The organism is Serratia sp. MYb239 (genome assembly GCF_002966855.1).
Taxonomy (GTDB): Bacteria; Pseudomonadota; Gammaproteobacteria; order Enterobacterales; family Enterobacteriaceae; genus Serratia_B; species Serratia_B rhizosphaerae.
In genome coordinates this window covers 655,616-671,451 of the sequence record NZ_CP023268.1, presented here as the reverse complement: position 1 = coordinate 671,451, position 15,836 = coordinate 655,616, and the positions used below count along the sequence as shown (strand labels likewise).

Here is a 15,836-nt window from a genome sequence, read left to right as displayed (position 1 = left end):
TCGTTTCCGTTTTCGGCTATTTAGGTAGAGCGATTAAACCAGTGTCTTTGGCCCGAAGAATTCCCGGGCGCTCACCACATCATTGGCGATTTGCTGCTTCAGCGCGTCGAGCGAAGCAAAACGCTGTTCATTGCGCAGTTTTGCGCGGAGCACCACGTCAATATGGCGCCCATAAAGATCCATTGTGACGTCCAGCAGATGGACTTCCAGCTGCTGGCGCACGCCGGCGACGGTCGGGCGCGTGCCGATATTGGCGACGCCCGGCAACGGTTGCGGGCCAAGGCCGTATACCTCGACGGCATACACGCCTTTCACCGGCGCAACCAGCCGCTTCAGCGGCAGATTGGCGGTCGGGAAGCCGATGGTGCGCCCCAGCTCATCGCCGTGCACCACGCGCCCGGAAATGCTGTAAGGATGGCCCAGCAGCGTTTCCGCCAGCGGCAGGTCATCATCACGCAGCGCATTGCGGATCGCCGTGCTGCTGATGCGCTGCCCGCTTTCACGGAAGGTCGGGGTGCTGACCACCTCAAAACCGTATTCCGCACCGGCTTTCTGCAATAGTGGGAAATCGCCGAGGCGGTTGGCGCCAAAGCGAAAATCGTCCCCTACCATCAGGAACTTCACCCCCAGTTTTTGCACCAGCAGCTCGGCAACAAAGGACTGTGCGGTATTGGCGGCAAAACGCGGATCGAACTTGACGCACAGCAGGTAATCAACCCCGGCCTGCGCCAGATACTTCGCCTTGTCGCGCAAGCGCGTCAGGCGGGCCGGTGCCTTGTCCGCCGCAAACAGCTCCAGCGGCTGCGGCTCAAAAATCATGACGATCACCGGCAGCCCAAGGCGTTTGCCTTCTTGCTTTAGCTGCTCCAACAGCGCCTTGTGACCGCGATGCACGCCGTCAAAATTGCCGATGGTGAGCACGCAACCATGGTGGCGCGCCCGAATGTTGTGAATGCCGCGAATTAGCTCCATAGCTGGCTCAAAACAGTGGAAATCGGCGGATTATACCTTGTACAGCGGTTAAGGTTAACCCGCGATTGCTTCCTTGGATGTAATAGTCACACCATACCGAAGATCGTCGGCGGGAGAAACGCCTAAAGCGCAGTTTATCCGGCAAAGAGAAGCGCCCACAGCCGGGCACGCGTCGCCTTGTCGTCGCCATGGCGTAAAAGCGGGCGAATTTTATCGCGAAACACTGTATTCCCATGACCGAAGCTGGTAAAATCCTGCGCCATCACAACGTAGCGAGTGCCGACCGTACAAACGGCGCTTATTTGCACAAATCCATTGACAAACGAAGGCTAAAAGGGCATATTCCTCGGCCTTTGAATTGTCCTCAATAGAATATATTTGGGAGTTGGACCTTGGCTAATATCAAATCAGCTAAGAAACGCGCCGTACAGTCTGAGAAACGCCGCAAGCACAATGCTAGCCGTCGCTCAATGGTGCGTACCTTCATCAAGAAGGTATATGCCGCTATCGCAGCCGGCGACAAAACTGCAGCACAAAACGCATTCAACGAAATGCAACCACTTGTGGATCGCCAGGCTGCTAAAGGCCTGATCCACAAAAACAAAGCAGCGCGTCATAAGTCAAACCTGACTGCGCAAATCAACGCAATGCAGTAAGCATTACGTTGTCTGCTTGTTAAAAAAACCGGCTTTGGCCGGTTTTTTTACGTCTGCGTTCAGCCTCAGATGGAAAATAGCGCTGAAAAATCCTTGTTGCACACCCGCTGCACCGCCGGATGCTGAATCATACGTTCGGCAAAAATCACGTAGTATTCTTCCTGCACGTTATCGATACGGCCGATCTCCACCACGTCATCATCATTGTAGGTATCCTGCGCATACAACGTCGGGGCGACAAAAATGGCGTTGTGGTACATGCCGAACGCCTTCATCAGCGCCGCGTCGTCAAACTCCCCCAGCACTTCAACCTGAATGCCCTGGCTGTTGAACCAGTTAAGCAGTTTGCGGCCCAGCATCGAGCGCCGGCCAGGGATCAGCAGTTTACGCTGCTGCAGGCAGGCGGGAAACGGCAGCTCCGGCGCCGGCTGACGGCAGAAAAAACTGATGCCGCACTCACCCAGCTTCAGCGAAAACAGCCCTTCCTGCTGGCTGGAGTCCACCGGGCAGTCCGACAGGATCATATCCAGCTTATGCTGGCTGAGCTGCTCCAGCAGCATCTCATGCGTCGACTCGAAGCAGCGAAGATGAATTTGCTCGTTTTCCACCACTGCCGTTTCCAGCACCTGGCTGACCAGACGTTTGGACAATGCGTCCGCCACGCCGACGTCAAACAGCAGGTTGGACTCTTTGCGATAATTGACGATATCCAGCATTTCCTGGCTGAGCATAAACATCTTGTCGGCGTAGCGAAATACCAGTTGCCCCAGCTCGGAGGGCACCAGACCGCGCCCCTGACGCTTGAACAGTTTGCCGTTCAAACGCTCTTCCAGCGCCTTGATCTGGCCGGTAATCGTCTGCGGGGTCAGGAACAGCGCTTCCGCCGCGCCCACGACCGAGCCTTCCTTGCAGACCTGCCAGAAGTAATACAGATGATTAAAGTTGATATGCGACATTCTCACGACGTTGTTCTCCTTACGCTTCGCTGCGGCAAACGGTCTGCCGTATTGAGCGACAAACTCCCTTTTCTTCCTGGCGACATATTTCCTACCTCTGATTCAAGGCCGGAGCCGCCATCACGATACACAGCTCCGACCACAATTGTAGCCCATCTTGCGGCAAGGTTATTGCCTATTTGCCTCTGTGCGCCAGCGACAGGCGCAGCAGCGCATAACCCACCAGCGCCGCCGCGGTGGAGCCTAACAGAATCCCCAGACGCGAGTAGGTGCTGAACGCTTCATCCGCCCCGCTGAAGGCCAGCGATGCGATAAAGATCGACATGGTAAAACCAATACCACACAGAACCGAAACGGCAAACACCTGTTTGAAGCCGATATCCTCCGGCAGACGGGCAATGCCGGACTTCACCGCCAGCCAGCTGAAGATAAAGATCCCCAGCGGCTTGCCGATAAACAGACCGGCGGCAATGCCCATCGGCAGCAAGGAAGCCAGACCGTTGAGGGAAACGCCCTCCAGCGACACCCCGGCGTTGGCAAAGGCGAACAGCGGCAGAATCAGGAACGCAACCCAAGGGTGCATCTCATGCTCCAGCGTTTCGGACGGTGACGGCCCCTTTTTGACCTTCAGCGGAATCATAAAGCCGACAATCACCCCGGCCAACGTCGCATGCACGCCGGATTTGAGGATCGCCACCCACAGCACCAAACCGACGATCATATAGATAGAGGTTTTGCTCACCCCGCGCCAGTTCATCAGCGCCAGTACCGCAACGGCCGCCGCCGCAACCCCCAGCGCCGCCAGCGACACTTCATGGGTATAGAACAGGGCAATAATTACGATAACCCCAAGGTCATCGATAATCGCCAGCGCCAGCAGGAACACTTTCAGGCTGGTCGGCACGCGGTTGCCCAGCAGCGCCATCACCCCCAAGGCAAAGGCAATATCGGTCGCAGCCGGAATCGCCCACCCCTGCCGTGCAATGTCATCGGCGCCGTTGAACAGCAGGTAAATCAGCGCCGGCGCCAACATGCCGCCCAGCGCGGCAATCGCCGGGAACACCGCTTTATCGCGCCCGGCCAGCGAGCCCTGCATCAGCTCGCGTTTTACTTCCAACCCGACCACCAGGAAGAAGATCGCCATCAGGCCATCGTTAATCCACAGCAGCAGCGGCTTGGCAATTTCCAGTGAGGCAATCTTCACCATCACCGGCAGGTTAAGGAATCCCTGATACACGCCCTGCAGCGGCGAGTTGGCCATCATCAGGGCGATCACTGCCGCCACAATCAAAATGATGCCGCCTGCCGCTTCCTGACGTAAAAACTGACGAATAATATTGGTCATGCACTGTCACTCCCGACAAAAATACAAAACGTCTCCGCCTTGCATCAACCACGTATAGAGTGAGTATAGCTTGCACGATGATTCGTAAAAACAAGATTATTAGTGCGAAATTATTCGTAAAAACCGATTCAACTGAGAGATTAATCACGCAAACCAACACGCCGCCGCCGTCCCCAAAAGAAAACCCCGGCGCCAGGGCCGGGGTTTTAAGACAGTTAATGCAGCGTTCGCGTTAACGGGTCAAGTCATCAAAGAACTTTTTCACCCCGTCGAAGAAGCTCTTCGAGCGCGGGCTGTTTTTATCGCCGGAAGGACCGCCAAGGCTCTCTTCCAGCTCTTTCAACAGCTGCTTCTGTTTTTCGTTGAGCTTGACCGGCGTTTCCACCACCACACGGCACAGCAGGTCGCCCTGGCTGCCGCCGCGCACGGATTTCACGCCTTTGCCGCGCATGCGGAACAGCTTGCCGGTTTGCGTTTCTGAAGGCACCTTCAGCTTCACGCGGCCGTCGAGCGTCGGAACTTCAATCTCGCCGCCCAGCGCCGCCATGGCAAAGTTAATCGGCACTTCGCAATACAGGTTATTGCCTTCACGTTCAAAGATCGGGTGAGCTTTTACCTGCACCTGCACGTACAGATCGCCGGCCGGTGCACCGTGCTCGCCGGCTTCACCTTCACCCGCCAGGCGGATGCGGTCGCCGGTATCCACGCCGGCAGGAATTTTCACCGACAGCGTTTTGGATTTTTCTACCCGGCCATGGCCGTGGCAGCTGTTGCACGGATCTTTGATAATCTGACCGCGGCCGTGGCAGTGCGGACATGCCTGCTGCACGGTGAAGAAGCCCTGACGCATCTGCACCTGGCCCTGACCGTGACAAGTTGGACAGGTGACCGGCGAGCTGCCCGGTTTGGCGCCGCTGCCATGGCAAACGTCACACTCTTCCAGCGTCGGGATACGAATCTCTTTGGTGACGCCGCGTACCGCTTCTTCCAGCGTCAGCTCCATGTTGTAACGCAGATCGGAGCCACGGCTGGCGCGCTGACGACGGCCACCGCCGAAAATATCGCCGAAGACGTCGCCAAAGATATCGCTAAAGTCGGCACCGCCGCCGCCAAAGCCGCCGCCGCCCATACCGCCCTGCTCAAACGCGGCATGGCCGTACTGATCGTAAGCGGCGCGCTTCTGCTCGTCGCCCAGGATTTCGTAAGCTTCCTTGATCTCTTTAAAGCGGCTTTCGGCATCTTGTTCCTGGTTACGGTCCGGGTGGAACTTCATCGCCAGGCGCTTATACGCCTTTTTGATTTCGCGCTCATCCGCCGTTTTGGCGACGCCGAGAACCTCGTAATAGTCTTTCTTCGCCATTGTCTTTATTAGCCCTAACATGCGTGCACGGGCGCAGAGTTGCCTCGACGCCCGTGCTGGTTTCCAGTAACGCGTTAGCGGCGTTACCGTGCCCGCTTAAGGGCGATTATTTTTTGTCTTTCACTTCTTCGAACTCAGCGTCGACAACGTCGTCTTCTTTCTTCGCCGCGTTGTCTGCCGCACCCGCGTCAGCACCCTGTGCCTGCGCCTGAGCCTGCGCCATTTCCATCAGCTTGCCGGAAACCTGCACCAGCGCCTGGGTCTTCGCGTCGATCTCGGCTTTGTCTTCGCCTTTCGCCGCGGTTTCCAGCTCGCTCAGCGCGCTTTCGATAGCGGTTTTATCTTCCGCTGGCAGCTGCTCGCCGGCTTCTTCCAGTTGCTTACGCGTGCCGTGGATCAGGTGATCCGCCTGGTTGCGCGTCTGCACCAGCTCTTCGAACTTACGGTCAGCTTCAGCGTTGGCTTCCGCGTCGTTCACCATTTTCTGGATTTCATCTTCGTCCAGGCCAGAAGAGGCCTTAATGGTGATTTTCTGCTCTTTACCGGTATTCTTGTCTTTGGCAGACACGTGCAGGATGCCGTCGGCATCGATATCGAAGGTCACTTCGATCTGCGCCATACCGCGCGGTGCCGGCTGGATGCCGTCCAGGTTGAACTGGCCCAGAGACTTGTTATCGCTGGAACGCTTACGCTCGCCCTGCAGCACGTGGATGGTTACCGCAGACTGGTTGTCTTCAGCGGTAGAGAACACCTGGCTGTGCTTGGTCGGGATCGTGGTGTTTTTGCTGATCAGCGAAGTCATCACGCCGCCCATGGTTTCGATACCCAGAGACAGTGGGGTAACGTCCAGCAGCAGCACGTCTTTCACATCACCGGCCAATACGCCGCCCTGAACCGCAGCGCCGATGGCAACCGCTTCGTCCGGGTTCACGTCTTTACGCGGTTCTTTACCGAAGAAGTCAGCAACTTTCTTCTGAACCATTGGCATACGGGTCTGGCCACCAACCAGGATTACGTCCTGGATGTCGGATACGGACAGGCCTGCATCGGTCAGCGCCACTTTCAGCGGCTCGATGGAACGCGCCACCAGATCTTCAACCAGCGACTCGAGTTTCGCACGGGTCACTTTGATGTTCATGTGTTTCGGACCGGTCGCATCTGCAGTGATGTACGGCAGGTTGACGTCGGTCTGCTGTGCGGAAGACAGCTCGATCTTCGCTTTCTCAGCGGCTTCTTTCAGACGCTGCATCGCCAGCGGATCGTTACGCAGGTCAATGCCCTGCTCTTTCTTGAACTCTTCCACCAGGTAGTTGATCAGACGGCTGTCGAAGTCTTCGCCGCCCAGGTGGGTGTCACCGTTGGTCGCCAGAACTTCGAAGGTTTTTTCGCCGTCAACTTCGTCGATTTCGATGATGGAGATATCGAAAGTACCGCCGCCCAGGTCATAAACCGCGATGGTGCGGTTGCCGACTTCTTTGTCCAGGCCGTAAGCCAGGGCCGCAGCTGTTGGTTCGTTGATGATACGTTTTACTTCCAGACCGGCGATACGGCCGGCGTCTTTGGTCGCCTGACGCTGCGCATCGTTGAAGTAAGCCGGTACGGTGATAACCGCTTCAGTTACCGGTTCGCCCAGGTAATCTTCAGCCGTTTTCTTCATTTTCTTCAGCACTTCGGCAGAGATCTGCGGCGGTGCCATTTTCTGGCCTTTCACTTCCAGCCATGCGTCGCCGTTATCAGCGCCGATGATTTTGTACGGCATGATGTCTTTATCACGCTGTGCTTCTTCGTCCTGGAAGCGACGGCCGATCAGGCGCTTGATCGCAAACAGGGTGTTTTGTGGGTTAGTGACAGCCTGACGTTTAGCCGGCTGGCCAACCAGAGTTTCACCATCCTGGGTATAGGCAATGATTGACGGCGTGGTGCGGTCGCCTTCGGCGTTTTCCAGCACGCGTGCCTTATTGCCATCCATAATAGCTACACAAGAGTTGGTAGTACCCAGGTCGATACCAATAATTTTGCCCATCTAAACATCTCCACTAATAAATTCGATTTCGGTCAAGTTGCTAACCTATATGCGGACATTTTTTTACTTTTCAACTGCCCGATTTTTCCGCCTTGTATCCCACGCGTTTCAACGCTCAAACCACGAGGTTGCGGGTGAAAGGCGAAGGTGATACCACGATCAGCAACTGCGGTTGAGAATAAGATGGGGGCATCTGGCCCGGCATCAAGGGGTAAAGTAAAAAAATTTCTTTGCGGCGTGGCGATCGCGCGTTCGGCCGGCCGTCCCTGGCCGGCGGTACGTTACAGATCGGCCAGCGAATCGGCGTGCGGCGCCACACGGTCGCCGTCCAGATCGCGGTGCAGATAGATCCCCAGCACCAGCCCGAGCGCCGACAGCGCCAGCACATAGTAGGCGGGCGCCAGCGGCGTCACCTTCATCATCAAGGTGACGAAAATCGGCGTCAGGCCGCCGAAAATGGCGTATGACAGGTTATAAGAGAACGAAATGCCGCTGAAGCGCACCGCCGGTGGAAATGCGCGCACCATCACAAACGGTACCGCCCCCACAACGCCGACGCTGAATCCCACCAGCGCATAACAGGCGAACAGCATTTCCGCATGCTGCGCCACGGTCTGATAAAACAGCCAGCTGCAGCCGGCCAGCAGCAGGCTGCCGACGATAAAGGTTTTGCTGGCGCCAAAGCGATCGGCCGCCAGCCCGGCGGCCAGACAGCCGAAAATCAGCATAATGGTGGCGATGCTGTTGGCCTGCAGCGTCAACGCCGGCGCAATGCCGAACTGCTTTTGCAGGTAGGTCGGCGTCATCAGGATCACCACCACCACGCCGGCGGACAGCAGCCAGGTCAGCAGCATCGAAACCACCACCTCTTTCTTATACTGCTTCACCACCGTTTTCAGCGGCAGCTCCTCCGCCAGCGCCTTACGCGCCTGCATTTCTACAAACACCGGCGTTTCCTGCAGCCAGCGGCGCAGATACATGGCGATCAACCCGAAAATGCCGCCCAGCAGGAAGGGCACGCGCCAGCCGCCGTCTGCAATACTTTGCGCACTCAGCGTGGTGTTGATGACGGTAGCGACCAGAGAACCCAGCAAGATGCCGACGGTAAGGCCGGCGGTCAGCGTGCCGCAGGCCAGGCCGACGCGTTTACGCGGCACATGCTCCGCCACAAATACCCAGGCGCCCGGCACTTCGCCGCCGATAGCGGCGCCCTGCAGCAGACGCATCAGCAACAGCAACAGCGGTGCGGCGATACCGATGCTGGCGTAAGTCGGCAGCAGGCCCATGCCCAGCGTGGGCAGAGCCATCAGCAGAATACTCAGGCTGAACATTTTCTTGCGCCCGACCCGGTCGCCGAAGTGCGCCATCACGATCCCACCCAGCGGACGGGCCAGATAGCCGGCAGCGAAAATGCCGAAGGTCTGCACCAAACGCAGCCATTCCGGCATCTCAGCCGGGAAGAACAGCTCGCCGACTACGGCGGCGAAGAAGACGAAAATGATGAAGTCATAAAACTCCAATGCCCCGCCCAGCGCTGCCAGCGTCAGAGTCTTATAGTCTTGCCGGTTCAGCCGGCGTTGCGTGTCATGATGCATAGGTTACCGTCAGAGGAAGCAGATAAAATCACGCGCGCTCGGTGGCGCGCTGTAAATGAATCCTTACTATACCCGTCATACTTCAAGCTGCAGGTGTGTTGGCTACGCTCAGTCACCCGAATCACTGACCTGAGTAAGCTCATCGGGATTCCCTCCCTTGCCGCCTTCCTGCAACTCGAATTATTTAGGGTATATAACGGCAATTTTATTTCACACCAGCCTGACAAGAGGCCGCCTGGCGTTAATCGTTCGCGTCACGACGCGCGCTTTTCGGCCGGAAGGCGGTGACCACCGCATCGTCCGTTTCCACATACGGCCCTTCAAGCAACTGGATACAGTACGGTACGCTGGCGAAAATGCCGTGCACCACCACCTTACCCTGCTCGTCCTTCACCCCTTCCAGCGTCTCCTTGATCGACTTCGGCTGGCCCGGCAGGTTGATAATCAGCGCCTGCTTGCGAATCGCCCCGATCTGACGTGAAAGAATCGCCGTTGGCACATAGTGTAGGCTGATTTGGCGCATTTGCTCGCCGAAGCCCGGCATCACGCGGTCGGCAATCGCCAGCGTTGCGTCCGGCGTCACATCGCGGCGTGACGGGCCGGTGCCGCCGGTGGTCAGCACCAGGTGGCAGCCCGTTTCATCCACCAGTTCGCACAGGGTATGTTCGATCAGAGTTTGTTCATCCGGGATCAGGCGCGTCTCCAGCTTGTACGGCGTCGTCAGGGCGCTGCTCAGCCACGCTTCCAGCGCCGGAATGCCCTTGTCCTGGTAAACGCCGCCGGAAGCGCGATCGGAAATCGAAACCAAACCAATACGTAATGTGTCCATGCTTAACCTCTACAACCTGACGAAATGCGGGCGGCGTCATCTCCCGCCCCGTTATCAATGCCGAGAGTATACGGCCTCCGCCCGTCGCAGGAAGCAACAGGCATAAAAAAAGGTGGCCTGAGCCACCTTTTTGTCATCCTGCACCTGTGTAACTTACAGCAGATCGGCGATCATTTTTTCCAGCTTGCCCTGGTCAACGGCAAACTTGCGGATACCGTCGGTCAGTTTTTCCACCGCCATCGGATCCTGGTTGTGCTGCCAGTAGAATTCAGGTTCGGTCAGCGCCGCAGGGCGTGCTTTCACTTCGCCGCTGTAGGCGAGCTTACGCTCAACCGCGCCTTCGCTTTCCGCCAGCTCTTTCAGCAGCGCCGGCGCGATGGTCAGACGGTCACAGCCCGCCAGTTCGATGATCTCGCCGACGTTGCGGAAGCTGGCGCCCATCACCACGGTTTCATAGCCGTGCTGTTTGTAGTACTGGTAGATTTCGCTTACGGAAACCACGCCCGGATCTTCGTGCGGCGCGAACTCTTTCTTGTCGCCATTGGCTTTGTACCAGTCAAGGATACGGCCGACGAAAGGAGAAATCAGGTACACGCCGGCTTCGGCGCAGGCGCGTGCCTGAGCGAAGGAAAACAGCAGGGTCAGGTTACAGTTGATGCCCTCTTTCTCCAGGCGTTCCGCCGCGCGGATGCCTTGCCAGGTAGAGGCCAGTTTGATCAGGATACGATCGTTGCTGATGCCAGCCTCGTTGTACAGCTTGATCAGACGCTTGGCCTTGGCGACGCTGGCTTCGGTGTCGTAAGAGAGGCGCGCATCGACTTCGGTGGAGATGCGGCCCGGCACCAGCTTCAGAATTTCCAGACCAATGTTCACCGCCAGTTTGTCCGCCGCATCGGCGATCTGCTGCTCGCGATCGCCGCTCTGCTCGCGCGCCCATGCGATAGCTTCGTCAATCAGCTTGCGATATTCAGGGATCTGGGCTGCATTGAGGATCAGCGAAGGGTTGGTTGTCGCATCTTGCGGCTGATACAGCTTCATGGCAGCAATATCACCGGTATCCGCAACCACCGTGGTCAGCTGGCGCAGGGAAGTTAATTTGTCGGTCATGTTGGCATTGTCTCATCGTTTGTGCATGAACTTTTGGCATCGTTCGATCTTGCCTTGCCTTGATAATAACACGCGCAAGGCGCGGCGCAAGGCACGAAAATGGCCCTAAGTCGCCGCCGATTTTTCGGCGTAATTTTCCCTCACTTCCGCCATATCAATCGATATTTCCGAAATGAAAATGAGACATTAACGAAAGTTAACAACAAGTAATTGTGCTAACTTCCCAGCACGCCAAGCGCTGGCAACGCCATAAAATGCGAAAAATCTTAATTTATTCACCCCGTATGACTTTCGTTAAGCGCTGGTAATAATTAGAGCAAAATCATTTTCCGGGCGGAGGATCGCTCCGGGTATTTACGCCTGTTTGACAAGGAGGGATCCGTGACGGATCTGATTAATTTCATTAACAATATCCTGTGGGGATCGGTACTCATTTATTTACTGATCGGTGCCGGCATCTACTTCACTATCCGCACCCGCTTTATCCAGTTACGCCACTTCACCCATATGTTTTCGGTGCTGAAAAACAGCAATAAAAGCGACAGTTCCGGCATCTCCTCATTTCAGGCTTTATGCACAACGCTGGCGGCGCGGGTCGGCACCGGCAACCTGACCGGCGTCGCCATCGCGCTGACCGCCGGCGGCCCCGGCGCCATCTTCTGGATGTGGGTGGTGGCATTTATCGGCATGGCCACGTCATTTATCGAAAGCACCCTAGCCCAGCTGTATAAAACCAAAGACGATCAGGGTAACTACCGCGGCGGCCCGGCCTACTACATGGAAAAGGGCCTCGGCATGCGCTGGATGGGCGTACTGTTCTCCATGTTCCTGATCCTCGCCTTCGGCCTGGTGTTCAACGCGGTGCAGGCCAACTCCATCGCCCAGGCCAGCGCTGCGGCGTTCAACTTCAACCCGCTGTACGTCGGCATCGGCCTGGTGCTGCTGAGCGGCACCGTAATCTTCGGCGGCATCCGCTCCATCGCCCGCGTGGCGGAATGGGTGGTGCCGGTCATGGCGGCGGCCTACCTGCTGCTGGCCTTCTGGGTGCTGGCGATGAATATTGAGCAGTTGCCGGCCATTTTGCTGCTGATTGTCAAAAGCGCGTTCGGTTTACAAGAAGCGGCCGCCGGCGCAGTCGGCTACGGCATCTCGCAGGCGATGACCCAGGGCGTCCAGCGCGGGCTGTTCTCCAATGAGGCCGGCATGGGTTCGGCGCCGAACGCCGCAGCCTCCGCCTCGCCGTATCCGCCGCACCCGGCGTCGCAGGGCTACGTACAGATGCTCGGCGTATTTGTCGATACGCTGGTGATCTGCAGCGCCACCGCCGCGATTATTCTGGCCTCCGGCGTGATGGATAACCCCACCGGCGAGATCAGCGGCATTGAGCTGACCCAGCGCGCGCTGTCCAGCGCCGTCGGCAGCTGGGGTTCGCCGTTTGTGGCGCTGGCGATTTTCTTCTTCGCCTTTACCTCCATCATCGCCAACTACGCCTACGCCGAAAACAACCTGATCTTCCTGGAGCACAATCATCCGGCGCGGCTGGCAATCTTCCGCTGTGTTGCGCTGGGCATGGTGATGTTCGGCGCGCTGGCGGAGCTGCCGCTGGTATGGAAAATGGCCGACACCGCCATGGCGCTGATGGCGATCACCAACCTGACGGCCATCCTGCTGCTGTCACGCGTCGCCTTTAAACTGGCCCGCGACTACAACCGGCAACGGGCGCTCGGCAAACTGCCGACCTTCGACGCCAGTCAGTACCCTGAGCTGAAATCCCAGCTGGAGCCCGGCGTGTGGGATAACCCGCAAAAGCCAGACTGACCCGCACTCCCCGCCAAGGCGCATCCCTACGCGCCTTGGCCTTTTACCCCGCACCTATCAGACCCATCGCCGCTTTTTCTCACGTTTTTTGCTAAAGTATCTCCACTTTGATCAACAGGATGTCGCGCCATGCTCGTTATTATCTCACCTGCCAAAACGCTTGATTACGAAAGTCCTCTGGCGACGGCTCGCTTTACGCAGCCTGAGCTGCTGGAGCAATCTGCAGAACTTATCAACATCAGCCGCCAGCTGACGCCGGCGCAAATCGCCAGTCTGATGAAGATCAGCGACAAGCTGGCCGGACTGAACGCCGCCCGCTTTGCCGAATGGACCCCGCAATTTACCCCGGATAATGCGCGCCAGGCCCTGCTGGCCTTTAAGGGCGACGTGTATACCGGCCTGCAGGCGCAGGACTTCAGCGAAGCGGATTTTGACTTTGCCCAGCAGCATTTGCGTATGCTGTCCGGCTTATACGGCGTGTTGCGTCCGCTCGACCTGATGATGCCTTACCGTCTGGAAATGGGCATCAAGCTGGCCAACCCGCGCGGCAAAGATTTGTACAGCTTCTGGGGCGATCGCATCACCGACAAACTCAATGAAGTGCTGAAGCAACAGACGGACGATGTGGTGGTCAATCTGGCATCGGATGAATACTTCAAAGCGGTGAAGCCGGCCGGGCTGCACGGGCAGCTGATCAAGCCGGTGTTCCTGGATGAGAAAAACGGTAAATATAAGGTCATCAGCTTCTACGCGAAAAAAGCGCGTGGCCTGATGAGCCGCTTTATTATCAAAAATCGCCTGACCAAAGCAGAACAGTTGGCTGATTTCAATCTGGAAGGTTATGCCTTTGATGAGGCGGCGTCCAAGGCGGGCGAACTGGTATTCAAGCGTCCCGAACAGTAAGAAAAAAGGGCCGGTGATAACCGGCCCCTAACCATCACATCACGTTAATCAGGCGGGCAGCGCCATCATAAACTGACGCAGCTGCGCGAAGTCAGCCGGCAGCGAGTGCGACAGCAACGGCAGCTCGGCACGCACCGCCAGCGCTTTCGGCAACGGCAGCTCCTGCTGTAAAATCTCCTCCACGCTCTCTTTAAACTTCGCCGGATGCGCGGTGCCGAGGAACAGACCAAACTCGCCGTCCTGCAGCTGATCGCGCAGCAAGCGGTAGGCGATAGCCGCATGCGGCTCGGAGAGGTAGCCTAACGCCGCCAGCTCCTTCATCGTCTCTTTGGTGGTTTCATCGCTGACCGCCCCGTGCCCCAACTCTTTCAACTGCCAAATTTTGCGGCGGAACAGCTCTTCCACCCGCGGCCAGTTATTCGGCTGACTGACGTCCATCGCGTTGGAGAGCGTCGCCACCGTTGCGTGCGGCTGCCATTTACCGTCGTCGAGGAAACGCGGCACCGTATCGTTGGCGTTGGTGGCGGCAATAAAGCGTTTCACCGGCAGTCCCAGCGACTTGGCCAGCAGGCCGGCGGTCAGATCGCCGAAGTTGCCGCTCGGCACCGAAATCACCAGCTGATTGCGTGCTTCCTGCGGCAGCTGCGCCACCGCCTCGAAGTAGTAGCAGATCTGCGCCAGCAGGCGGCTGATATTGATCGAGTTGGCCGAGTTCAGATGCAGCGCCTCTTTCAGCTCGCGATCGTCAAACGCCTGCTTCACCAGCGCCTGGCAGGCGTCAAAATCGCCGTCTACCGCCACGGTATGGATATTGCCGCCCAGCGTGCAGAACAGTTTTTCCTGCAGCGGGCTGATTTTCCCCTGCGGATAGAGGATCACCACGCGCACGTTTTTCAGGCCGTAGAACGCGTGCGCCACCGCCGCGCCGGTATCGCCGGAGGTCGCCGTCAGAATGGTGACCGGCTGATCGCCGGCCACTTCCGCCAGCATCTGCGCCATAAAGCGGCCGCCGAAGTCTTTGAACGCCAGCGTCGGGCCGTGGAACAGCTCCAGGCAGGCGATGTCGTCCTCAACCTTCGCTACCGGCGCCGGGAACTCAAACGCCGCCTTCACGCGCTTGTACAGCGCCTCTTCGTTGATTTCCTCACCAATAAACGCCGACAGAATACGCGCGCTGCGGGTCACGAAATCCAGCTTCAGCAGTTGGTCAATCTCGGTCAGTTCAAATTCCGGCAGATCCAGCGGGAAAAACAGCCCCTGCTGTTTACCCAGCCCCTGCTTGATCGCCTGTGCAAAGCTAACCTGCTCATTGTGATCTTTAAGGTTGTACAGTTTCATGCGTTATCCCAGTTGTCGAGCGCCTGCGGTATCCAGACGGCAAATATGAACAAAACCTTCATCGTTTTGCAGATAGTGATTCTTCAGCCAGTCGGCCATCCGCCGGGCGGTGTCGCCGTCGTCGCACACGGCGAACAGCGTCGGGCCGGAGCCGGAAATGCCGCAGGCCAGGGCGCCGATATCCTGCGCCGCCTTACGCGCTTCGGCAAAGCCCGGCAGCAGGCGGGTGCGGTACGGCTCGGCAATCACGTCCTGCATCAGCTTGGCGGCCAGCTTCGGCTGCTGGGTGTGGCAGGCATGAATAAAGCCGGCCAGATAGCGTCCGTGGCTGATGCAGTCCTGACGGCGGTACTGCGCCGGCAGAATGGCGCGCGCTTCAGCGGTGGAAACCTTGATTCCCGGATACGCCATCACCCACAGCCACTCGTCAAAGCAGGGGACTTGCTGGCTGATGCTCCCCTCTTCCTCCAGCATCAGCTGCAGGCCGCCGAGGTAGCACGGCGCGACGTTGTCATAATGCACGCTGCCGGAAATGCGTCCTTCCAGCTCGCCCATCAGCGCCAGCAGCTGCATGTCATCCAGCGGACGCTCGCAAAATTCATTCATCGCCATCAGGCCGGCAACCACCGAACAGGCGCTGGAACCGAGACCCGAGCCGATAGGCATATTTTTTTCCAGCCGCATCGCCACCGGCACCTCGCGGCCGATCGCCTGACAAAAGCGCTGCCAGCACTGATAGACGATATTGTCCTTAGGATCGGCCGGCAGTTTGCCGACAAAACGGCCGGCGTTTTCCAGGCTGAATTGCTTCGCGGCCTCGACGCTGACGCAATCACCCAGCAGCGTGCCATCAACCGGCGAAACGGCGGCGCCCAGCACGTCGAAACCGACGCTGACGTTGCCGATCGAAGCCGGCGCATACACCTTAACCATA

13 protein-coding genes are annotated in these 15,836 nt (G+C 57.8%); 3 read left to right on the top strand and 10 right to left on the bottom strand.

What is annotated here, in order from left to right; all coding sequences use genetic code 11:
- Positions 1-33: 33 nt before the first annotated feature.
- Entirely contained in the window at positions 34-972 is a 939-nt protein-coding gene (ribF, locus tag CLM71_RS03170; RefSeq protein ID WP_105229715.1) for a bifunctional riboflavin kinase/FAD synthetase, read from the bottom strand.
- Between the two features lie 392 nt (positions 973-1,364).
- On the opposite strand from ribF, the gene rpsT reads away from it, so the two are divergent.
- Positions 1,365-1,628: a 30S ribosomal protein S20 gene (gene rpsT, locus CLM71_RS03165; protein ID WP_015670851.1), complete on the top strand. Its 264-nt coding sequence runs from the start codon at positions 1,365-1,367 to the stop codon at positions 1,626-1,628.
- 65 nt (positions 1,629-1,693) lie between these two features.
- Here the strand turns inward: rpsT and nhaR are convergent, their stop codons facing one another.
- The 7 genes from nhaR to tal form a co-directional block, all read right to left on the bottom strand.
- Positions 1,694-2,590, bottom strand: coding sequence for a transcriptional activator NhaR (gene nhaR, locus CLM71_RS03160; RefSeq protein WP_105229714.1), 897 nt, complete (start codon positions 2,588-2,590; stop codon positions 1,694-1,696).
- Positions 2,591-2,759: 169 nt separating this feature from the next.
- Positions 2,760-3,929 carry a Na+/H+ antiporter NhaA gene (gene nhaA, locus CLM71_RS03155; protein ID WP_105229713.1) on the bottom strand — a complete coding sequence of 390 codons (1,170 nt, stop codon included), beginning with the start codon at positions 3,927-3,929 and terminating at the stop codon, positions 2,760-2,762.
- A 232-nt stretch (positions 3,930-4,161) separates the two neighbouring features.
- Complete coding sequence (gene dnaJ, locus CLM71_RS03150; RefSeq protein WP_105229712.1) at positions 4,162-5,289, bottom strand: molecular chaperone DnaJ; 1,128 nt, start codon at positions 5,287-5,289, stop codon at positions 4,162-4,164.
- 106 nt (positions 5,290-5,395) lie between these two features.
- Positions 5,396-7,312: a molecular chaperone DnaK gene (gene dnaK / locus CLM71_RS03145; protein ID WP_105229711.1), complete on the bottom strand. Its 1,917-nt coding sequence runs from the start codon at positions 7,310-7,312 to the stop codon at positions 5,396-5,398.
- 281 nt (positions 7,313-7,593) lie between these two features.
- The gene (locus tag CLM71_RS03140) at positions 7,594-8,907 is read right to left on the bottom strand and encodes an MFS transporter (protein WP_105229710.1); all 1,314 of its coding nucleotides are present in this window, start codon (positions 8,905-8,907) and stop codon (positions 7,594-7,596) included.
- A gap of 241 nt (positions 8,908-9,148) precedes the next feature.
- Positions 9,149-9,736 (bottom strand): molybdopterin adenylyltransferase, encoded by a 588-nt coding sequence (gene mog, locus CLM71_RS03135; protein ID WP_105229709.1) that lies wholly within the window; start codon positions 9,734-9,736, stop codon positions 9,149-9,151.
- 153 nt (positions 9,737-9,889) lie between these two features.
- Positions 9,890-10,843 carry a transaldolase gene (gene tal, locus CLM71_RS03130; protein WP_105229708.1) on the bottom strand — a complete coding sequence of 318 codons (954 nt, stop codon included), beginning with the start codon at positions 10,841-10,843 and terminating at the stop codon, positions 9,890-9,892.
- Positions 10,844-11,224: 381 nt separating this feature from the next.
- Between tal and CLM71_RS03125 the strand changes: the two genes are divergently transcribed.
- Complete coding sequence (locus tag CLM71_RS03125) at positions 11,225-12,661, top strand: sodium:alanine symporter family protein (protein ID WP_105229707.1); 1,437 nt, start codon at positions 11,225-11,227, stop codon at positions 12,659-12,661.
- A gap of 129 nt (positions 12,662-12,790) precedes the next feature.
- Entirely contained in the window at positions 12,791-13,564 is a 774-nt protein-coding gene (yaaA, locus tag CLM71_RS03120) for a peroxide stress protein YaaA (RefSeq protein WP_105229706.1), read from the top strand.
- Between the two features lie 48 nt (positions 13,565-13,612).
- On the opposite strand, the gene thrC is transcribed toward yaaA, so the two are convergent.
- Together thrC and thrB are read right to left on the bottom strand one after the other, a co-directional pair.
- Positions 13,613-14,902 carry a threonine synthase gene (gene thrC / locus CLM71_RS03115; RefSeq protein ID WP_105229705.1) on the bottom strand — a complete coding sequence of 430 codons (1,290 nt, stop codon included), beginning with the start codon at positions 14,900-14,902 and terminating at the stop codon, positions 13,613-13,615.
- Between the two features lie 3 nt (positions 14,903-14,905).
- Complete coding sequence (gene thrB / locus CLM71_RS03110) at positions 14,906-15,835, bottom strand: homoserine kinase (protein ID WP_105229704.1); 930 nt, start codon at positions 15,833-15,835, stop codon at positions 14,906-14,908.
- Position 15,836: the final 1 nt, after the last annotated feature.